Source organism: Pedobacter rhodius (assembly GCF_027213645.1).
GTDB classification, from domain to species: Bacteria; Bacteroidota; Bacteroidia; order Sphingobacteriales; family Sphingobacteriaceae; genus Pedobacter; species Pedobacter rhodius.
The window spans coordinates 550,569-569,219 of the sequence record NZ_JAPWGL010000003.1; the positions used below are offsets into that span (position 1 = coordinate 550,569).

Here is an 18,651-nt window from a genome sequence, read left to right on the forward strand (position 1 = left end):
GAAACGGTCGTCATTGCGAGGCACGAAGAATCTGGAAACGATGAGCAGTGTTTTTGTGTATCCATAACCTCCCTTCAGTGTGGGTTGGTGTTGGTTAGTCCGCATCGCTTTCAGATTCTTCACTGCGTTCAGAATGACAGCAACTTGCAGCAACTTGAACAGTTGTAATTGCAAGGCATGAGGCAATTCCTAAAAAACAAAAAACCCTTTGCGAAAACGCAAAGGGTATATTTTAAAAAGCCTGATTAAAGAAAATTATCTGTCAATCGAACCCATTACTTTTTGGCCGAAAGCATTAAGCGCGTCTTTTTCAGCAGCGCCTTCGCTTACCATTTGATGCACTTCAAGTGCACCGCAAATATTGGTAATCATTTCGCCCGCAACGTCAACCTCGTGTTCGCTAACACCTCTGAATTCACAGAAAGCCTCCAAAACTTCTAAAGTTGTCTCCAGCTGAGCGGTGGTGGTGTTTTGAAATAATTGTCTTATAACCGGAATCTTCATTATTTTATCTTGTTAAAAAGTTCAATTAAACCTTCTGCTTTGTTGGTTTGCACCTGATCAACTAACTTACCGCCTTCAAAAGCTGCGAAAGTTGGTAAATTATCAACGTTTGCAAATTTGCGTGAGTTTGGAAGTTTCTCTGCATCAACAATTAAGAAAGCCACATCTTCATTTTCAGCAGCCAGTTTTTTAAACTTCGGTTTCATGATTCTGCAGTTACCACACCAGGATGCAGCATACTGAACCATAACTTTCGGGTTATCTGCTAAATATTGCTGAAGATTATCTTCTGTTAATTCTAAAAACATATTGTTTTGTTAATTAGTTAGCCGCTAAATATTCAGCAACACCGGTTCTGTTTGCGTTCATCGCTTCTTTTCCTTCTTCCCAGTTTGCAGGACAAACTTCGCCGTGTTTTTGAACGTGTGCATAGGCATCAATTAAACGTAAATATTCTTTAACGTTTCTACCCAATGGCATATCGTTAACACTTTCGTGGAAAACTTTACCCGTTTCGTCTATTAAATAGGTTGCTCTGAAAGTAACATTTGAACCGGAGAAAGATTCATTTCCTTCTTCGTCATAATTAACTTCCTGATCTAAAATATCTAAAATTCCAGATAACTGTCTGTGTGTATCCGCTAAAATCGGGTAAGTAACACCTTCAATACCGCCATTATCTTTTGGTGTATTTAACCATGCAAAGTGTACTTCATTCGTATCGCAAGATGCACCGATTACAATAGTGTTTCTTTGTTCAAACTCAGGTAAAGCCGCTTGGAAAGCGTGTAATTCAGTAGGGCAAACGAAAGTGAAATCTTTTGGATACCAAAATAATAATACTTTGCTATTTTTGTTTACAGCCTCTTCAAACACATTGATTTTCAAGTCATCACCCATGTCTGACATTGCATCAATACTAACACTCGGAAATTTTTTACCTACTATTGCCATAATTTTTTGTCTTTAATTTTGTAGCGCAAAGGTAAGGCTAAATACGCTCTTAATCAACCCGGATTTACTAAATGTTAATTGTATTTATTGATAACGATATAGTCAAAAACTATATTGTGCTTGAAATGTATAGCAGGCTTCTATTTTTTTCTATCGCTGTCATGCTGAGGCACGAAGCATCTGTTTCATAGGCTGCAGATGCTTCGTGCCTCAGCATGACAATACATTCAGGGTTGCTGCAAATTAACCCGATCTTGCTAAAATTAGAGAGCTTAGGTTATTTCTTCAATGTATTCTCATACAATTTAAATATCCTTTTATACTCATCCGTCCAGCTGCTTGGCTCGATAAAACCATGGTCTTCAACCGGGTAAACGGCCAGTTCCCAATTGTTCTTCCCCAACTCGATAAAACGTTGTGTCAGGCGAACAATGTCCTGGAAATGAACATTTACATCAACCATTCCATGTGCCATCAACAAATTTCCTTTTAATTTATCCGCGAAGTAAATTGGCGAGCTTTGTTTATAAGCAATCGGGTCGCTGAAAGGTTCGTTTAAAATATTTGAAGTGTAACCATGATTGTAATGTGCCCAATCGGTAACCGAACGTAAAGCTGCGCCGCTGGCAAAAACATCCGATTCATTAAACATGGCCATTAAGGTAATAAAGCCACCGTAAGAACCGCCGTATAAACCAACATGTTTAGGATTCACACCATATTTCTCTACCAGAAACTTAACACCGTCAACCTGATCCGTTAAATCTTTTCCACCCATGTGGCGGTAAATTCCGGTTCTGTGGTCGCGGCCATAACCCGAACTTCCGGTATAATCAATATCAATTACCGTGTAGCCATTATCCGCCAGCAAATTGTTAAACATATATTCGCGGAAGTAAGTGCTCCAGCCAAAATGAACGTTCTGCAAATAGCCGGCACCATGAACAAAAACCACGGCCGGATGATTTGGATGCGGGTTATCAGATTTATAAACCCTCGCATAAACATCGGCACCATAACGGTTTTTAAAAGAAACCATATCCGGTTCACGCCATTTATATGAATTAAATGCTGCGGTAGCAGACGCTGTAATCTTTACTGCTTTTGCACCGACCTTATTTGGTTGCATGTATAGCTCCCCTGGCTTATTCATGTAAGAATAATTGATGGCAAGATATTTTTCATCAGGCGAAAGTGTAATGTCATTCAAACCTTTCATGGTGGTAATTTGAACTGGTTCGCCGCCATTTACACCGATTTTATAGAAATTTGTAATTCCGGGATGCTCCTTATTTGCTTTGAAATAGAGGGTTTTATTGTCTTTTGAAAGTTGGACAGACTGAACTTCCCATTTACCTGATGTTAGTTGTTTTTTATCTCCTGTTGAAATGTCTGCTACATATAAATGAGAATATCCGCTTGCTTCACTTTGATAGTAAAAAAGATTATTACTGATCCATCCGGTACTTCCCTGAAAAAATCCGCTAATGCCGGGGCCGCCAATCCAGGCTTCATCATGCTGACGGTCTACCAGACTAAACTTACCAGTGGAGGCTTCTAATTTTAAGATCCAGCGATCTTTATTATCCGTAGAAGTGGCCACCATAATTCCGGTGCTGCCGTTCTCATTCCAAAGCGGACCAAAGAAATTAACCGGCCTGTCTGCATTTTTCTTTTTTAATGTATCAAGCGCTTTCGGATAATCTTTATAAAAATCAGGAATATCTTTTATGCCTGGAATGGTCGCCGTTTGGATGGTGTAAACCGAGTCTTTTTGCGTATCATAGATAAAACCTTGAGATATACTTTCGCTTTCGCCAACTTTTGTTCTTCCGGAAATGTCTTCCGTATAACCTGATGCGGTAACATAATTCGGAACGATGGTATTGTGGTTATTCTGAGCCGGGGCAGTTAGTTTGTACGTTATAAAATGTCCGTCCGGACTAATTACAACACCATTTAAAAATCTATCGTCCGTATAAAGTGGTTTCAACGATTTTGTATCGGCAGATGGAGCGCCAAAACGCCCTCTACCGCCTCTACCATTGCCGCTGCGATTTTCGGCATTTCTTTTTTTTATGATATCGAACAATTCGGTTTGCTGCGCTTTCAGCCAGTTGTCTTGTTCGGTGCCGGCCTTTACAGCTGTTCTTCCGGCAGGTTTTCCTTTAACAAAATTTGTGATTTGGCTGGTTTCAGCTGTTTTTAAATTCAGTTGAAAAAGGTTGTCGCCCAGTTGATAAACGATATCTCCATTGGTTAAGAAAACAGGGCTGCTTTCTCTTTCCATGGTATTGGTTAATCTGGTTTCCTTTTTAGTTTTAAAATTTTGAAGATAGATATCACCACTTTTTTCAACCAAACCCAACGATTTATCTTTATTGTAAACATAATTTACACTTAGTAATTTCTCATCCTCCTTATCAACAGCTTTAACAGGTTTAGCAGAAGAAGTTGTTATTTTATATAATTCTTCTTTTGGTTTATTTTCAGGGTTCCAGTTGAAGTACAAAGTTTTACTATCTGCCGTCCAGCGGAAGTTTGTTGGCGAGTTTCCCATCCATTTTGGGTCTCGCATTATTTTTTCGACCGTTAAAGGGGCAATTTGTTGCGCAAAAGTGTACTCACCTGTACAAAGTAAAAGGAAAAGTAGATATTTCTTCATGAATTTTTTTTGGATGGTGCAATTTATAGAATGCAGAAACTAAATCCGCAAGGAAATGGAAATGTTACAACGTATAGAGCAATCAACCACAGATAACGATTTTTAAAAATTTGCCACGGAAATACGGAACGTACAGAATTAAAACGATGCCTTACGTGTATTTCAGTGTTTCTATGTCAAAAATGGCTGTGGTTAAACCTACCTAATTACCCTGCCCGTTCTATCCACATTTACATCATCAAATGGCTTTAAATATTCATTGATGATAACCGAAAATTCTCGCCGTGTTAAAACCTTTTTCAAATCATATTTCGAAGAAAGTTTATAGTTCTTATTCCATTTCTTTTGTAATTCGGTTTTGGTTGCATCAACGGCTTTGTTGCCGACATAACAAATAATCGAAATGGTGTTTTCTAAATTAATTGGAATATTTTCATGGTCATCAAACCAAATCTGAGCTTTATAGTAATAATCTTTTATCGGTTGTTTTATTTCAGTATATGTAACTTCTTTCTCGGGATTGAAAAAGACTTTATCCTTTTTTAACTCTGCTTTTAAAATTCCGGTGATACCTATTTTTTGTATCGCCAACCAGTTGGAGTCGGCGATTTTAACATCGTCAAAAGGCATTAACGAAAGTTTGTAACTTAATAGTTCGCCTTGAATGCGTTTCAAATTTGACAGGCTCGTTTTGGTTTGGAAAAAAGCGGCATAAGCCGCGGTTGCGCCGGCGGCTTGCCCGATTTCTAAATTATCAGCATTGATATATAAAATATTTTCCTGATTCGGGATAAGCAAACCATAAAGCGAAAGAAAATTTAAGGTTCCTTTTATGGCACCAATGGTGGTTCGGTATGTGTTCTCAGCATAATTTAGGGCGGTCGTTTCTGCAGGTTTCAGACTTTCAATTTTCAATGCGGGAAGAACTTTTCCGATATTATCAGCTACAATTAAAACCTTTGCTTTAATGCTTTTTTCTTTTGTTAATTTTAATTCCCAGCCATTTCCTGAGCGTTTAATTTCATAATAAGGCGCATTGTTAATTACGTCAAGAAGTTTAGAGCTATCCGACCAGTTTTTTATAACAGCGTTTGCGATTTGATTGGTTATTTCCGGTAAGGGAACACTATCTGAAAGTTTTAAGGATTTTCTCGTTCTTTTTTCGAAAGCTTTTGTTACACCATTTTGAGGTAAACTTTTAAAATCACTTAATTTAAAGCCATCATTTTGTGTTAAAATAATAGCGTTTACACCTGATTCGGAAGCTTGAACACCGGCCGCAAAAGCGGCATTAGCATTGCCTAAAACCAGTACATCTGTTTTAATGGTTTGGGCATGGATAATCAGGGGAATTAAGAATGCGAAAACAAAAAACAACCTATTCATCAGTGATATTTAAAATTAATTGCAATATGGTTTAAATGAATGAATTTTTAATGAAATGAGTTGATTTTAACTAAATAAACTCATACTTTAAAAGATTAAACCGGGATTAGAGATTAAAGTCAGTTAAATTATTAAACACAGATAAAGGTTTAATAGCAATATCAAAGACTTGCTCTGGAAATACAGAAATCACAGCGCTTTAATTATTCCGTGTAAATCCGTGTTAAAAAGACTTCATTATAATTCTGTAAAACCCTATCTTGCTTTCATGGATTTAGAACAACTTAAATACCCAATCGGGCAGTTCGTGATGCCTGAAGTTTTTGATGAAAAGCAAGCTGCAATATGGATTTCAGAAATTGAGGCTTTACCAGGTCAAATCAAAAGTGCTACCGAAAACCTCAGCGATGAAGAATTAAATCAAACGTATCGCCCAGGCGGTTGGACATTAAGACAGGTCGTTCATCATATTCCGGACAGCCACATGAATGCCTACATCCGTTTTAAACAAGCAATGACCGAAGATATTCCAACCATCAGGCCTTATTACGAAGAACGTTGGGCTGAAACCGAAGAGGCAAAAAACGGGAATATACAAATGTCTGTTATGCTTTTAACAAGCTTACATCAACGCTGGATCGCTTTCTTAAAGACATTAAGGATTGAAGATTACCAACGAAAATATATTCATCCTGCGCAGGGAAAAGAGCTAACATTGGCAAATATGCTGGGTATGTACGCATGGCATGGAAAACATCATCTGGCACATATTACGTTTACAATAAAAAGCAACTCTTGACAAATTAATCAGCAACACGTATATTTGAATAACGTACACGTGTTATGACAACAAAACTAACTTTAACGGTTGAAAAGGCTACTATTGAAAAAGCTAAATTATATGCTAGACATACTGGACGCAGTTTGTCTGAACTGGTAGAGAAGTATTTGGAAACAATAACCTATGATGAAAAACCTACAATTTCTTCAAAACTAAAATCAATTGTTGGAGTAGTAAAATTGCCCGATGATTTTGATGAAGAGGCAACACTTAGAGAGTATTTTGAACGAAAACACTTATGAAAAAAGTATTTGTTGATACGAATATAATTGTTGATTTAATAGCAGATAGAAGGCCTTTCAGTAAATTCGCAATAGAAATTTTTGATAAGGCTGAAAGACAGGAAGTTCAATTATTTACCTCATCTCATGCAATTGCTACAGCACACTATTTATTAAAAAAATATTTAGAGGATAAACTTTTGAGGCAAGTAATCTATAATTTATTAGAATATATCGAACTAATTGCTGTAAGTCAGGATATTGTGAAAAGGGGATTGAAATCAAAGCATAAAGATTTTGAAGATGCACTACAAATTCTCTGTGCTTATAATATTGAAAAATTAGATTATATCGTAACCCGAAATATTAAAGACTTTAAAGAATCAGCAATTCCTGTTCTTCCACCAGATGAGTTACTTATAAAACTATAAGTATATCAGCACCAACATTGCAGCGCTCATCGCAATCATAATTGCATCTTCAACAATGGTTACCGTACTCATGGGTAAGTTGAAAACGGCGCCAAGGCAGGCACATTGAATCTTTTTCTTGTTCAACACACTCTCTAATACACCTAAAATGCTAACGGTCATCACAATTAAGGTGACCCAGTTTACAATAACGGGCGAAAGGTTAATCGCAAAACTTAAGCCTAAGCCAAGTTCGATAAAAGCATAAATATAACCCCAGGTGTTAAATTTTTTGGCTACGATATCATACATCGCATAACTTTCGGCAAAAGCTTTCAGGTTTAGCATTTTGAAAAAAGAAAAAGTTAAGAAAAATCCCCCCATGAAAATCCGCATGAAAGTCATGAAGTTTACGGCGCCCTCCTGCCAGGAAACCACCAATGAAATTACCGTAACATATCCGAAAATTAATAAGATTGGCTTATAGGTTACCGCCCATGATTTTGTTTCTTCAAACGCTTCAATATGAGATGTTGCAGCAATTTGATATTTACTTTCAGCACCACCTAAAGCTTCCTGCAGTGTATTTAAACCAACGTGTTTATCCATCGTAATCGTAGCGGAATTCGTGTCTTTTGAAACTTCAACCGAAGTTACTTCAGGTAAAACCAAAAGGCTACTTTTAACTTTATTTTCGCAACCACCGCAAGTCATTCCGGTAAGTTGATAGGTATGTGTCATAATAAAACGTTTATACAAATTTACCCATCTGGCAGGCGAAAACCGTTACAGAATAATCATAAAATGTTATAGAATTTTATTCCAACTTATTTCTGTTTAGCCTAAACGCTATGCGTTTTGTGAAACTCTGTATTAAAACCAATATCAACCCACCAAAACTGAAGTCATCGTTAACGACCCTCCAACCGCTTTGTCATTAAAGAAAGAAACTTCCTCGCTATCTTTCTTCATTCCTAAAGTATAAATTAGGGGTAAATAATGCTCGGGTGTTGGAATGGCCAGCATCGCATCAGCACCTAGATGACGGTAATCTATTAAAGGCTTATGGTCGCCATTAGCGATAAGATTTTTGAACTTATCATTCATTTCATTCGCCCAATCATAGCCACCGCCATTAATCATTTCCCAACTTAACATGCGAAGATTGTGTACCATATTTCCGCTGCCTAAAACCAGAACACCTTTTTTTCGAAGCGCGTAAATTTCTTTGGCAATTTCGTAATGTTGTTCCGGCGATTTGGTGTAGTCAATACTTAACTGAAGAACAGGAATATTGGCATCAGGATACATGTGTTTTACAACTGTCCAGGTGCCATGGTCCAAGCCCCAATCGTGGTCTAAACCAACATTTGTACTGTGAATCAATTCAGGAATTTCTGCTGCCAGTTTAGCATCGCCGGGCGCCGGATATTGAACATCAAAAAGGGCTTGCGGAAAGCCGCCGAAATCATGAATGGTTGAGGGGAAATCCATTGCCGTAACAAAAGTTCCGTGGGTATACCAATGTGCCGAAACCACTAATACTGCTTTAGGAACAGGAATATTTTTTGCCAACCCGGCCCAGCTTTGGCTAAACTCATTGTTTTCAATACCATTCATCGGCGAACCATGGCCAATAAAAATGGTTGGCATTAAATCCGTTTGCGGCAAACGTTGAGTAAAACTTCTGAATTGCGATAGTGCTGACATGGCGATAATGACATTGTCATTCTGAGCTTGTCGAAGAACCTACAGGCATTTCGACAAGCTCAATTTGACAGGATTATATTAATTATTTTGCTTGAACGAATTCTAAGTTCAATTTGATGGTAACATCTTTTGCAACACCAGTACCACTCGGGTCGTATTTAATGTTGTAATCCAAACGGTTAATAGTTGTTGTTGCACCAAAACCAGCTTTAGTATTTCCTTGTTGGTCTTTTGCTGTACCGCCATAAACAACTGCAAATTTCACATCTTTAGTTACATCGCGGATAGTTAATTTACCGGCTAACTCATAATTATTCCCACTCAACTTTTTGAAAGAAGTACTTTCAAATTTCATCGTTGGATAAGTTGCAGCATTGAAAAAATCGTCGGTTTTTAAATGACCATCTCTCATGTCGACACCAGTTGTAATGCTGTTAACGTCAACTGTAAAATTAATTTTTGCATCAGTTAAATCTGGTTTGGCAGCCATAACTGTACCATCAAATTTTTTAAATGAACCATCAACGAAAGAAATGCCCATGTGTTTAACCGAGAAGTTAACAAACGAGTGCATTGGGTCGGTTTTCCATGTTGTTTGTGCGAAAGATGCTACGCTAATGGTTGTAGCTATCACGAATAAGAATAACTTTTTCATAATCTTGTTTTGTTTTTTAACAAAAGTACGTCAGTACTCAGATTTATGTCTTGATACATGTTAAGAAAATAAGATTTTGCTAAGCCACGTTTTTTTAATTGTTTAGCTGGAAAACATTTAATTTATTTCCATTGCGCTAGTGGCTCTGCTGTTCCATCTTCCATTTTACCTCTTCCTAATCAAATCTCGTCCAATGTTTTGCGTTTATCTGTTGTTTGGACTTTATATGCCGATGGCGTTAAGCCGGTAACTTTTTTAAATTGAGCTGAAAGATGAGCAACGCTACTGTAATTAAGCTGGTATGCGATTTCGCTTAGCGTGAGCTCGCCGTAGGTAAGCATTTCTTTTGTCTTTTCAACTTTTTGAGCAATAAAATACTTCTCGATGGTTTGATGTTCAATTTCCGTAAAAACAGTGCTTAGCTGAGCATACTCCAGGTTGATCTGCTCGCTTAAATAAAATGATAAGTTGATTTTAAGCGGTTCTTTTGTGTAATGAACCAGATTGATAATCGCCGTTTTTACCTGTTCAGCAACTTGAGTTTTTTTATCCTCCAACAACTCAAAACCAAAATAATTTAGCTTTTCAGCGATTTTAAGTTTCTCAGCAGCAGAAATGTTTTCCGTCAGCAGAACTTCACCCAACACTACAGAAACAGGGTTAAAGCCAAGCCTTTCGAGCTCGGCTTTAACCACCATTTTGCATCGGTTGCATACCATATTTTTGATATGGAGTTTCATTATTTTGATTTTATGGTTTCAGTAACATCGCCGCAATCAAACATCATACTTCCATAATATGGGTTTTCAACGTTTTCTTTTTCATTTAACCAGCTTGCTCTCGCCATCGGACAGTGCTGAACATAAACCGTAGCATTATTGAATTTAATGTTTCTAACTGTTTTAATCATTGCAGAAGAAAGTCCCTCGAATGATTTCCTTTGCGACTTGATGTCTTTTCCGGCAGCTAGTTCTGTTGCTTTCAACTTGATGATTTTTGCTTGCTCCATCCATAACATATGTTGTGCAGCAGGTAAATCCTGATGCGGAATGGCATCAACTTTTACCGATAACGCTTTCGCTTTTTCTGTTGCTATATCTTTTTTATCGGTTGCCAAAGCATTTTTTACGTCAAAGTAAGCCATTAATAATTGATTAAAGGCGGCACCAGTTTTACTTTGTGCGAAAGTTAATTTTGTGGTTGCAATGGCAATTAAAGCCACCATTATCATGATTTTTTTCATCGTTTTTTATTTTTTTAATTGTGATAAAGCCTGTGTAATCAATAACATGTTGGCTTTCGACGCTTATGCAGCTTTCATTTTATTTTAAAGCATTAAAAAAGTTAAATTCTACCCTCAGCAGGTACATGTTTTTAGTGTATCTATTTGCAATATTTCCGGTTGCCTGAAAGCGGTAGCCCAAATCAATTCGTGTTCTGCTATTCAAAATTACCTGAACCGCAGGCGCCAAATCTAAATAAGATTCGCCCGAACCCGGGTCTGTTTTGCCCAACATTTCAAAATATAAATTGAAATTAGGCTCTTTGTAATTCTTATAAACGAAGGGCAAAACCAAATATCCTGATGATAAACTATAAGATAGCATATTGTTCGGACCGGGCATTCCAGTTATTTGTTTCTCCGCATCTTTAAAGGCATGCGAATAGCCTAATGTTGCAGATAAGGCCAGTTTATGCAAAAGCTGTGTGAAAACAAAGCCACCCTGAACACCACTATTATCACCCTCCAAATTAATATCTCTGGTATAAGTTGGCCTTTTGCTTGTACTGACTCTACCAAAAGCGGCAATCCGGAAATGGCTTTGAGCCTCATCAATCGACACAAAGCGATACTTTGCATATAAACTACCACCCTCAAAACGATATCTTCCATCCATATCGGATAAGAAGGCCTGGGCATGCATCATCAGGTTTTTATTAAAAGCAAACATTACTTCGGGGATCGTTCTGCTTACGAAATCAGGGTTATTGAACATGCCCTCATTTGTTAAACGTACACCGATTGATTTAGTGGGCATATTGCTGGCGGGTTCCGTAAAAACATACAATTCCTGGCCGGATGCATTGATACAGGCGCCGATATAAACCAGCACCACGATAAAAATCCTGTTCATGTTTTAAGAAAGCACTAAGTGATAAACACGGGTTTTCTTTCCATTTACAACGGCGGTTCCGTTTGCATAAGCATCAGAATTTACGGTAGTTGCCTGCTTTTTAAATGCGGCGCCTGAGATAAAGTTTTTATCCACTACGGATGCTTTTACTGTTCCATTTAATGTTTTGTTTTTCGCGTTTACGAAACGATAAACATTACCGTCAACAATTGCCTGACCTTTATCATCAACCTTAACCTGATTAAAATTAAAATCAGCAGTTAAACCGCCAACAGAAAAGCCGGCGTCCTGAACTTTTTTTCGAATTAAATCGATATTGATGCCAGCGTCTTTTTTAAAGGTTAATACGAAGATATTTTTATTTAAATCGGGTTTTACCGATTTGATGAAACCCAGGGTTTCTAACGATTTTTGTGTCGCATTTGAACACATAGAACAGGTTAAACCCGTTACCTGTAAATTTGCAGTTGATATTTGTTGTGCCGAAACCTGAGCGGCGAAGAATAGCATAATAATGCTGAATAATTTTATTGTTTTCATGATTTTTTGAATTAAAATTTTCGATTACCCGTCATCTTGACTGAGTTTTTCATGGTGGAGAAATCTGTATATCAGCGATTTCTCATTCCATTGCATTTCTTTCGAAATGCCGGAAATTTAGAATAATCCTAATTCCTAAAAATGCAATTGAAAACATGCAAGGCAACCCGAGCGGAAAGCGGGGGCGCTTTATTGGTAATTTTACTGAAGAAAGCGGGGCTAATGTTTGAAAGAAATTCTAAAACAGGCGGATGTAGAAAAAGCTGAATAGAAAACAGCTTTGGCATTTCAATTTTGGCCGCAGTTTGGTGACTATCCTTAACCTTAACCGTTACCTGGGTATTTTTACAACAGCCGTCATCTTTTATTTTTTCAGCAGGAACAGCTGCGCAGAATTTGCAGGAAACTTCATTACTGAACAACTTTACATTCTCCAGTTTACCACCACAGAAATGCAAACTTAAAGCCAAACCCATAACACTAACCGCATAAAATACGGCCAAAGAAAGTGCTATTTTTTGTTTTAACTTCATTAATACAAAGGTAAGGCAAAAAATATCGAATAACATTATATTATTATTTATTGAATTTCATTTTTTAGCTTAATTTAGCCTCAAACACCATTCAAATGAAGAAATTATTATTGTTTATCTGTACTTTTTCAATGCTTTCGGCTTTTGCAGCTAAGCCTAAAAATCAATATATCCGGATTAAAACAGCATTTGGCGAATGTATCGTGAAACTGTACAACGAAACACCGTTACATCGCGATAACTTTTTAAAACTGACGAAAGAAGGTTATTATAATGGCACTTTATTTCACCGGGTGATAAAAGATTTTATGATTCAGGGCGGAGATCCGGATTCGAGAAATGCTAAGCCAGATTCGTTATTGGGAGAGGGTGGCCCGAAATACACAATTCCTGCAGAATTCAGAGATAGCCTTTTTCATAAAAAAGGGGTATTGGCTGCGGCAAGAGAAGGTGATGTGGTTAATCCTCAAAAGGCATCAAGCGGAAGCCAGTTTTACCTGGTACAGGGGAAAGTTTTTACCGATGAGCAGCTGAATAGTGTTGAAGAAAAAAGACTGAAGTTTAAAATTCCGGAATGGCAAAGACAAATTTATAAAACCATCGGCGGAACGCCTCATTTGGACAGGAATTACACGGTTTACGGCGAAATCGTTATGGGTTTAGATATGGTGGATAAAATCGCTGCGGTGTTAACCGATAAGAATAATCGCCCGAAACAGGATGTTAGGATGGATATTACCGTTTTGAAAAGGAGGGAAGCAAAGAAGTTGGAAAAGCAGTTGGCGCAGGGTTTCAGGGCTTGAAGTGATGTTAGTTTTGTCCCACGATTGAAATCGTGGGTTATATAATTGGGCGTAAAATAAACCGTATTTTAAGGTAGGCATTTTGTAATATAGCCCACGATTTCAATCGTTGGAAATAGAATTGGAGGCGATTGTGCTAGAAAAAATGTAAATTTATAATATAATAAAGTTAATCAATAATTCATGCCTCATTCGTATAATAAAATCTGGATTCATGCGATTTGGGCAACAAAAGACAGAAATCATTTTATCCAATCTCAGATAGAAAGAAAGCTTTATGATTTTATTTACCATCAATTTGTAGAATTAGGTTGTGTTGTTAGGGCCATAAACGGAATGCCGGACCATATCCATTGCCTGTTTTTGTTAAACCCTCAAAAATCAATTGTTGAAGTTATCAAGCAAGTGAAGGGAAGTTCATCATATTTTATGAACAATGAAAGTTTGATTAACGAAAAGTTCTCTTGGCAAACAGGATATGCGGCATATTCTGTAAGCGAATCTGTTTTAGAACGAGTCTATAGATATATAAAAAACCAAAAAGAGCATCATCGAAAGAAATGTTTTCAAAACGAATATGAAGATTTCTTAAAATTGTATGGACTTTTGAAAAATGAAAATTAACCCACTAATTTCAATGTGGGAAAGCACTATGAAAATCATCTCCTACAATGTTAACGGAATTCGTGCGGCAAGCACTAAAAATTTTTTCGGATGGCTACAGGCGACCAACGCCGATATGGTTTGTCTGCAGGAAGTAAAAGCCATGCCCTCGCAAATCCCTGAAATTATTGCCTTGGTAGCGCAATTAGGTTACCATCATTACTGGTTTCCGGCCGAGAAAAAGGGCTACAGCGGCGTGGCTATTTTAACCAGAATACAACCAAATCATGTTGAGTATGGTTGCGGCGAAGAATGGATTGATAAAGAGGGCAGAATTTTAAGAGCTGATTTTGATGATTTTTCGTTGATGAGTTTGTATATGCCTTCAGGTTCGAGCGGTGATGAACGACAGGTAAAAAAATATGAATTCATGCGATTCTTCGATAAGTACATTAGCGAATTGCGCAAAGAAATCCCTAACTTAATTGTGAGCGGAGACTATAATATTTGTCATACTTCGATTGATATTCATAACCCAAAATCGAATGCGAATTCTTCAGGGTTTTTGCCTGAAGAGCGCGAATGGATGCAGTTATTTTTGGATAATGGCTTTATAGATACATTCCGTTATTTTAACAAGGACCCGCATCACTATACCTGGTGGAGCTATCGTGCAGGTTCGAGGGGTAAGAATTTAGGTTGGCGCATCGATTACCACCTGGCTACAAAATCAATGGAAAGTAGATTGAAAAATGTTAGAATTTTACCTGATGCCATTCACTCAGACCATTGCCCGGTGTTGCTGGAGATGGATTAATGTATGGATAATGTAAGATGTAAAATGGATAATGGTTTTTAACTTTGTCTTGATACTCGATACTTTATACTTGTTACTTTACACTGTAACTAAGCGTAAAAGCATCTAATTACAAATGCTCGGCTTCGTATTTTTCCCCGGCTTTAAGCATCAACTCAATTTGCTTTAAGTCATCGGCAGTAAGCTCCTCTTTTTCCTGCAGTTCAAATACGGCAATCATGTTCTCTTCGTATTGTTTTTCGGTTTTGATAACGATTTCCTGTGGCATGACTAAAAGCTTAAAATTTGATGGTTTCTGTTGGTGTAAGGCAAAAATTCAAACGGATGTCGTGTTCATTCACATCATCAATTTTATCAGTTGCAGGCCGCAAAGATAAGCCTATTTTTTGAGCATTTATATTTTCGAGGAAGCGGTCGTAAAAGCCTTTGCCATAACCTACGCGATAGCCACGTTTGTCAAAAGCCAAAAGCGGAACCAATACCATGTCAACTTCGCCATCATGTATAACACCTTTTTGCGGTTCTAAAATATTGTAGAGGTTTTTACTTAGATCGTCTACGCCCAAATACTCATGATTGGTCATTAAAGTGGTTTCAAAATCAGCTTTCGGAACTATAATTTTAATTTCAGGATGATTTTCTGCAAGCCACCCGATTAACAGAAATGTATTCGGTTCTTTCTTTTCTTTAATAGGCAGAAAAATATGCAATGTTTTTACAGCACTAAAATCAAGATCGGTAAATTTATTCAGCAAATCGTTGTTTAGCGATTCATATTCTGCCTCACTTATCGCTAACCTTTCTTTTAAAGCTTGTTTTCTGATTTCGGCCTTTAACATAGTGCCAATTTAGGTAAATATAATGTGAAGGAATCTATAAAGTTTTTGGAAACCTTACAGGTTTAAAACAAAAAAGCCCTTGAAAAAATCCAAGGGCTCATTTTGAAATTTTATAAATTACTTCACACGTTCAACATATTCTCCGGTGCGTGTATCAACTTTAATTTTATCGCCCTGGTTTACGAACATCGGCACTTTAACTTCAACACCGTTTTCAAGTGTTGCTGCTTTCAATGCATTTGTAGACGTATCGCCTTTAACAGCTGGCTCTGAGTATGTGATTTCAAACTCTGCAAAGTTAGGTAACTGGCCCATAATGGCCTCATCACTTTCCATAGATACGATAACGTTCATGCCTTCTTTTAAGAATTTTATAGCCGAACCAAATAATGTTTTTTCAACGTTATATTGCTCATAACTATTGTTGTCCATTACCACTAAATAATCGCCATCTTCATATAGATATTGATAATCATTAGTTTCAACCCGGCAAATTTCGACTGCCTCGTCGGTATTCATACGAGCCTCAACAATTCTGCCCGATTTAATGTTACGAAATTTACCTGTGTAAAAAGCGCCGCCTTTACCCGGTGTACGGTGATTCCACTCATCAACAGTAACCAATTCGTTGTTTACACGCAGGATGTTACCTGTTTTAATTTCTGATGCTTTTGCCATATGATGTTATCCTATCGGGATTTATATTTCAGTTTTTTGTGACGGCAAAGGTAAAATTATTTTAGTAAAAACCTATAAAGGTTTAGGGTTTAAGGTTTATGCTGGAAGATGTTATAGCCTACTTAACACGCTCCATGTAGTCGCCGGTTTTCGTGTCAACCTTAACTTTATCGCCCTGGTTAATAAACAATGGCACTCTGATTTCAGCCCCGGTTTCTACCGTTGCATATTTTTGGGCACTGGTCGATGTATCGCCTTTCACGGCAGGTTCTGTATACGTAATTTCAAGCTCTACACTGTTGGGCAATTGCGCAATAATCGGTTCCTCACTTTCGAATGCGATGGTAACATTCATGCCTTCTTTTAAAAATTTAATGGAGTTGCCGAAGAGCAATTTAAGGATATTGTATTGTTCAAAAGTATTGTTGTCCATAACCACCAGGTAATCGCCATCCTCGTATAAATATTGATAATCGTTGGTTTCTACACGGCAAATCGTAACTTCTTCATCCGTACGAAAACGATATTCAACAATTTTACCGGTTTTAACATTGCGCATGCGAGCCTGATAAAATGCTCTTAAGTTGCCCGGCGTACGGTGAATATACTCTTCTACACTCACCAACTCTCCGTTAAAACGAAGCACATTTCCACTTTTTACTTCTGATGCCTTTGCCATTTTATAATGAAATCTTGTTTTGCTGATTTTTGAACATCAAAGTTAAAAAAATGAATTTTGATTTGGAAGGGAAAAACCACAGTTCATGGGTTCAATAGTCATTTGTTCATTGGTATTGACGCATACGCAAAAAGACTTGGTTTTTGTTTTGGTGAAGGTTAATCTGTAAAAAACCTTCGTATAAAAGAAATGCCTTTGGGAACCACTCCAAAGGCATAATCAACCTAAACCTCAAACTAAACTATGAAAAAATTTTTTGCTTTTTACAGCTGTATATTTTGTTTCCGTTAAACGGAATGTGTTGTCATTTCCCGAAGAGATAAATCAGATATTTATTTCTCTTTTTGGTGGTGCAAAGGTAAGAACTATTTTTCAATTACCAAACATATTTTAAAAAATGTTTTTATAATACAAATTTATGACAAACCGGACAATTAGAAAGAAGTGAAACGGTTAGTTAATTTGTTTAAAATCAGCTATTTGAATGTGTTCTTTGCAGAACTCATATTCCTGAATTTGATTAGAACCAATTATAGTTAACCGGTCTTTCGTGAATTTCTCAATCAATTCGTGGTACCAATTTATGCCCTGAACGTCTAAATTACTTGTTGGTTCATCTAAAAATAAAATTGGTGAATCGGAACAGCAAGCCAAAGCAAGTTTGGTTCTTTGTTTCATTCCCGATGAAAAATACTTAATTTCCTTGTTCGCCGATTTTTCTAAGCCAAGTATAGAAACTAATGATTTTGTGTCGACACCAGCCGCGAAATTCTTGAACTTAAAATGGAAATCGATAAGCTCTTTTAAGGTAAAAGTTTCGACCAGTTCTAAATATGGAGCAGCTAAACTGATGTGCCTATAGATATCTTCAACAGGAATATCTTTAGCATCAGAAAAAGAAATTTGTCCTTCCGATGGCGTTAAACTTCCGGTTAAAACACTTAATAAAGTCGATTTTCCTGAACCATTCGGGCCTAAAATAGCATAGCTGTTGCCGGAAATAAACTCGGTACTCAGATTTCTGAAAATCCACTCCTTGTTAAACCTCCTGCCGACATTTTTTAAAGCTATCTTCATTTATTAAGTATCTAGATGTGAGTATCAAGTATCAAGATGTGAGTATCAAGATATGAGTATCAAGTATTGAGATGTGAGTATTAAGTTTTATTTTTGGGAAGGGATTTAGCCATGCAAACACTATTATCTATACCAATGTACTGGCCATAGTTTGGCGTAATCTGATAGCCAACTTTTTGGTATAATGCGATGGCTTCGGGTTGTTTTTTGCCAGTTTCCAAAACGCATTCTACAAAACCCAATTCTGCTGCCCATAACTCTAATTCAGTTAGTATTTTAGCTGCAACCCCTTGTTTTCTATAGTCTGGATGAACAAACATGCGTTTAACTTCAGCTGCGGTTTCTGAAAAAAGTTTTATAGCTCCACAGGCAACAGGTGTATTATTTTGATAAGCAACCACGACCTCTTTTATCGCATTAATTTTATTATATCGGGAATAGAAGGCATGGTCGTCACCATCTCTGATGGCTAGATCTTTATCCAGCAAAACAACCAATTGTCTGAAATCGGCATTATCCGAATTTGTTCTGATTAGCGTTAAATCACTCATGCATGTTTATTCTGCTTTTTTACCACCTTAGGCACCTAAGAACATCTAAG

Annotated in this window: 25 protein-coding genes; 6 read left to right on the top strand and 19 right to left on the bottom strand. The window is 37.2% G+C overall.

The annotated features are described in order from the left end of the window. Positions 1-255: 255 nt before the first annotated feature. The 5 genes from O0931_RS12440 to O0931_RS12460 form a co-directional block, all read right to left on the bottom strand. Positions 256-504 carry a DUF6952 family protein gene (locus O0931_RS12440; RefSeq protein WP_269415905.1) on the bottom strand — a complete coding sequence of 83 codons (249 nt, stop codon included), beginning with the start codon at positions 502-504 and terminating at the stop codon, positions 256-258. Then, positions 504-812 carry a thioredoxin family protein gene (locus O0931_RS12445; protein WP_269415906.1) on the bottom strand — a complete coding sequence of 103 codons (309 nt, stop codon included), beginning with the start codon at positions 810-812 and terminating at the stop codon, positions 504-506. Before O0931_RS12445 ends, O0931_RS12440 begins: the two co-directional genes overlap by 1 nt. Positions 813-825: 13 nt before the next feature. Then, positions 826-1,458, bottom strand: coding sequence for a peroxiredoxin (locus tag O0931_RS12450; protein ID WP_205057446.1), 633 nt, complete (start codon positions 1,456-1,458; stop codon positions 826-828). Positions 1,459-1,735: 277 nt separating this feature from the next. Continuing rightward, positions 1,736-4,123: a S9 family peptidase gene (locus O0931_RS12455; RefSeq protein WP_269415907.1), complete on the bottom strand. Its 2,388-nt coding sequence runs from the start codon at positions 4,121-4,123 to the stop codon at positions 1,736-1,738. Positions 4,124-4,321: 198 nt separating this feature from the next. Continuing rightward, on the bottom strand, positions 4,322-5,509 hold the full coding sequence (locus O0931_RS12460; protein WP_269415908.1) for a hypothetical protein: 1,188 nt from the start codon (positions 5,507-5,509) through the stop codon (positions 4,322-4,324). Between the two features lie 268 nt (positions 5,510-5,777). Between O0931_RS12460 and O0931_RS12465 the strand changes: the two genes are divergently transcribed. The 3 genes from O0931_RS12465 to O0931_RS12475 are packed head-to-tail and all read left to right on the top strand — an operon-like array spanning position 5,778 to position 7,002. Further along, entirely contained in the window at positions 5,778-6,308 is a 531-nt protein-coding gene (locus O0931_RS12465) for a YfiT family bacillithiol transferase (protein ID WP_269415909.1), read from the top strand. Positions 6,309-6,352: 44 nt separating this feature from the next. Then, entirely contained in the window at positions 6,353-6,592 is a 240-nt protein-coding gene (locus tag O0931_RS12470) for a DUF6364 family protein (RefSeq protein ID WP_269415910.1), read from the top strand. Beyond that, positions 6,589-7,002 (top strand): type II toxin-antitoxin system VapC family toxin, encoded by a 414-nt coding sequence (locus tag O0931_RS12475; RefSeq protein ID WP_269415911.1) that lies wholly within the window; start codon positions 6,589-6,591, stop codon positions 7,000-7,002. The genes O0931_RS12470 and O0931_RS12475 overlap by 4 nt, the downstream gene beginning before the upstream one ends. On the opposite strand, the gene O0931_RS12480 is transcribed toward O0931_RS12475, so the two are convergent. From O0931_RS12480 to O0931_RS12515, 8 genes are all read right to left on the bottom strand, one after another. Continuing rightward, on the bottom strand, positions 6,997-7,722 hold the full coding sequence (locus tag O0931_RS12480; RefSeq protein WP_269415912.1) for a heavy-metal-associated domain-containing protein: 726 nt from the start codon (positions 7,720-7,722) through the stop codon (positions 6,997-6,999). The genes O0931_RS12475 and O0931_RS12480 overlap by 6 nt on opposite strands. Positions 7,723-7,866: 144 nt before the next feature. Next, complete coding sequence (ygiD, locus tag O0931_RS12485; protein ID WP_269415913.1) at positions 7,867-8,691, bottom strand: 4,5-DOPA-extradiol-dioxygenase; 825 nt, start codon at positions 8,689-8,691, stop codon at positions 7,867-7,869. An 82-nt stretch (positions 8,692-8,773) separates the two neighbouring features. Next, positions 8,774-9,346, bottom strand: a complete 573-nt coding sequence (locus tag O0931_RS12490; protein WP_269415914.1) for a YceI family protein — start codon at positions 9,344-9,346, stop codon at positions 8,774-8,776. Between the two features lie 179 nt (positions 9,347-9,525). Further along, the gene (locus tag O0931_RS12495) at positions 9,526-10,086 is read right to left on the bottom strand and encodes a helix-turn-helix domain-containing protein (protein WP_269415915.1); all 561 of its coding nucleotides are present in this window, start codon (positions 10,084-10,086) and stop codon (positions 9,526-9,528) included. Beyond that, entirely contained in the window at positions 10,086-10,589 is a 504-nt protein-coding gene (locus tag O0931_RS12500; protein WP_269415916.1) for a DUF3347 domain-containing protein, read from the bottom strand. Before O0931_RS12500 ends, O0931_RS12495 begins: the two co-directional genes overlap by 1 nt. 79 nt (positions 10,590-10,668) lie before the next feature. Further along, positions 10,669-11,481 (bottom strand): hypothetical protein, encoded by an 813-nt coding sequence (locus O0931_RS12505; protein WP_269415917.1) that lies wholly within the window; start codon positions 11,479-11,481, stop codon positions 10,669-10,671. A gap of 3 nt (positions 11,482-11,484) precedes the next feature. After that, positions 11,485-12,021, bottom strand: a complete 537-nt coding sequence (locus tag O0931_RS12510; protein WP_269415918.1) for a heavy-metal-associated domain-containing protein — start codon at positions 12,019-12,021, stop codon at positions 11,485-11,487. 128 nt (positions 12,022-12,149) lie between these two features. Further along, on the bottom strand, positions 12,150-12,554 hold the full coding sequence (locus O0931_RS12515) for an HYC_CC_PP family protein (protein ID WP_269415919.1): 405 nt from the start codon (positions 12,552-12,554) through the stop codon (positions 12,150-12,152). A gap of 95 nt (positions 12,555-12,649) precedes the next feature. Between O0931_RS12515 and O0931_RS12520 the strand changes: the two genes are divergently transcribed. The 3 genes from O0931_RS12520 to O0931_RS12530 all read left to right on the top strand — a co-directional run bounded on the left by O0931_RS12520 (position 12,650) and on the right by O0931_RS12530 (position 14,777). Beyond that, positions 12,650-13,357 carry a peptidylprolyl isomerase gene (locus O0931_RS12520; protein WP_269415920.1) on the top strand — a complete coding sequence of 236 codons (708 nt, stop codon included), beginning with the start codon at positions 12,650-12,652 and terminating at the stop codon, positions 13,355-13,357. 183 nt (positions 13,358-13,540) lie between these two features. Further along, positions 13,541-13,981 (top strand): IS200/IS605 family transposase, encoded by a 441-nt coding sequence (gene tnpA, locus O0931_RS12525; RefSeq protein WP_269415921.1) that lies wholly within the window; start codon positions 13,541-13,543, stop codon positions 13,979-13,981. Between the two features lie 28 nt (positions 13,982-14,009). After that, on the top strand, positions 14,010-14,777 hold the full coding sequence (locus O0931_RS12530; RefSeq protein WP_269416264.1) for an exodeoxyribonuclease III: 768 nt from the start codon (positions 14,010-14,012) through the stop codon (positions 14,775-14,777). Positions 14,778-14,886: 109 nt separating this feature from the next. Here O0931_RS12530 and O0931_RS12535 read toward each other — a convergent pair whose 3' ends face one another. The 6 genes from O0931_RS12535 to O0931_RS12560 all read right to left on the bottom strand — a co-directional run bounded on the left by O0931_RS12535 (position 14,887) and on the right by O0931_RS12560 (position 18,601). Beyond that, positions 14,887-15,045: a hypothetical protein gene (locus O0931_RS12535; RefSeq protein WP_269415922.1), complete on the bottom strand. Its 159-nt coding sequence runs from the start codon at positions 15,043-15,045 to the stop codon at positions 14,887-14,889. 10 nt (positions 15,046-15,055) lie between these two features. Further along, the gene (locus O0931_RS12540; protein WP_269415923.1) at positions 15,056-15,616 is read right to left on the bottom strand and encodes a 5-formyltetrahydrofolate cyclo-ligase; all 561 of its coding nucleotides are present in this window, start codon (positions 15,614-15,616) and stop codon (positions 15,056-15,058) included. A gap of 117 nt (positions 15,617-15,733) precedes the next feature. Further along, positions 15,734-16,294 carry an elongation factor P gene (efp, locus tag O0931_RS12545; RefSeq protein ID WP_269415924.1) on the bottom strand — a complete coding sequence of 187 codons (561 nt, stop codon included), beginning with the start codon at positions 16,292-16,294 and terminating at the stop codon, positions 15,734-15,736. 118 nt (positions 16,295-16,412) lie between these two features. Further along, positions 16,413-16,973: an elongation factor P gene (gene efp, locus O0931_RS12550; protein WP_269415925.1), complete on the bottom strand. Its 561-nt coding sequence runs from the start codon at positions 16,971-16,973 to the stop codon at positions 16,413-16,415. Between the two features lie 453 nt (positions 16,974-17,426). Then, entirely contained in the window at positions 17,427-18,050 is a 624-nt protein-coding gene (locus O0931_RS12555) for an ABC transporter ATP-binding protein (protein WP_269415926.1), read from the bottom strand. An 80-nt stretch (positions 18,051-18,130) separates the two neighbouring features. Continuing rightward, entirely contained in the window at positions 18,131-18,601 is a 471-nt protein-coding gene (locus O0931_RS12560; protein ID WP_269415927.1) for a GNAT family N-acetyltransferase, read from the bottom strand. Positions 18,602-18,651: the final 50 nt, after the last annotated feature.

Excerpts from the sequence above, each read along its gene's own strand:
- O0931_RS12540 (WP_269415923.1), bottom strand. The coding sequence starts at position 15,616 with ATGTTAAAGGCCGAAATCAGAAAACAAGCTTTAAAAGAAAGGTTAGCG.
- O0931_RS12510 (WP_269415918.1), bottom strand. The coding sequence starts at position 12,021 with ATGAAAACAATAAAATTATTCAGCATTATTATGCTATTCTTCGCCGCT.
- O0931_RS12465 (WP_269415909.1), top strand. The coding sequence starts at position 5,778 with ATGGATTTAGAACAACTTAAATACCCAATCGGGCAGTTCGTGATGCCT.
- efp (WP_269415925.1), bottom strand. The coding sequence starts at position 16,973 with ATGGCAAAGGCATCAGAAGTAAAAAGTGGAAATGTGCTTCGTTTTAAC.
- O0931_RS12535 (WP_269415922.1), bottom strand. The coding sequence starts at position 15,045 with ATGCCACAGGAAATCGTTATCAAAACCGAAAAACAATACGAAGAGAAC.
- O0931_RS12460 (WP_269415908.1), bottom strand. The coding sequence starts at position 5,509 with ATGAATAGGTTGTTTTTTGTTTTCGCATTCTTAATTCCCCTGATTATC.
- O0931_RS12555 (WP_269415926.1), bottom strand. The coding sequence starts at position 18,050 with ATGAAGATAGCTTTAAAAAATGTCGGCAGGAGGTTTAACAAGGAGTGG.
- O0931_RS12520 (WP_269415920.1), top strand. The coding sequence starts at position 12,650 with ATGAAGAAATTATTATTGTTTATCTGTACTTTTTCAATGCTTTCGGCT.
- O0931_RS12530 (WP_269416264.1), top strand. The coding sequence starts at position 14,010 with ATGAAAATCATCTCCTACAATGTTAACGGAATTCGTGCGGCAAGCACT.
- O0931_RS12505 (WP_269415917.1), bottom strand. The coding sequence starts at position 11,481 with ATGAACAGGATTTTTATCGTGGTGCTGGTTTATATCGGCGCCTGTATC.
- tnpA (WP_269415921.1), top strand. The coding sequence starts at position 13,541 with ATGCCTCATTCGTATAATAAAATCTGGATTCATGCGATTTGGGCAACA.
- O0931_RS12475 (WP_269415911.1), top strand. The coding sequence starts at position 6,589 with ATGAAAAAAGTATTTGTTGATACGAATATAATTGTTGATTTAATAGCA.
- efp (WP_269415924.1), bottom strand. The coding sequence starts at position 16,294 with ATGGCAAAAGCATCAGAAATTAAAACAGGTAACATCCTGCGTGTAAAC.
- O0931_RS12455 (WP_269415907.1), bottom strand. The coding sequence starts at position 4,123 with ATGAAGAAATATCTACTTTTCCTTTTACTTTGTACAGGTGAGTACACT.
- O0931_RS12500 (WP_269415916.1), bottom strand. The coding sequence starts at position 10,589 with ATGAAAAAAATCATGATAATGGTGGCTTTAATTGCCATTGCAACCACA.
- O0931_RS12445 (WP_269415906.1), bottom strand. The coding sequence starts at position 812 with ATGTTTTTAGAATTAACAGAAGATAATCTTCAGCAATATTTAGCAGAT.
- O0931_RS12495 (WP_269415915.1), bottom strand. The coding sequence starts at position 10,086 with ATGAAACTCCATATCAAAAATATGGTATGCAACCGATGCAAAATGGTG.
- ygiD (WP_269415913.1), bottom strand. The coding sequence starts at position 8,691 with ATGTCAGCACTATCGCAATTCAGAAGTTTTACTCAACGTTTGCCGCAA.
- O0931_RS12560 (WP_269415927.1), bottom strand. The coding sequence starts at position 18,601 with ATGAGTGATTTAACGCTAATCAGAACAAATTCGGATAATGCCGATTTC.
- O0931_RS12470 (WP_269415910.1), top strand. The coding sequence starts at position 6,353 with ATGACAACAAAACTAACTTTAACGGTTGAAAAGGCTACTATTGAAAAA.
- O0931_RS12440 (WP_269415905.1), bottom strand. The coding sequence starts at position 504 with ATGAAGATTCCGGTTATAAGACAATTATTTCAAAACACCACCACCGCT.
- O0931_RS12450 (WP_205057446.1), bottom strand. The coding sequence starts at position 1,458 with ATGGCAATAGTAGGTAAAAAATTTCCGAGTGTTAGTATTGATGCAATG.
- O0931_RS12490 (WP_269415914.1), bottom strand. The coding sequence starts at position 9,346 with ATGAAAAAGTTATTCTTATTCGTGATAGCTACAACCATTAGCGTAGCA.
- O0931_RS12480 (WP_269415912.1), bottom strand. The coding sequence starts at position 7,722 with ATGACACATACCTATCAACTTACCGGAATGACTTGCGGTGGTTGCGAA.
- O0931_RS12515 (WP_269415919.1), bottom strand. The coding sequence starts at position 12,554 with ATGAAGTTAAAACAAAAAATAGCACTTTCTTTGGCCGTATTTTATGCG.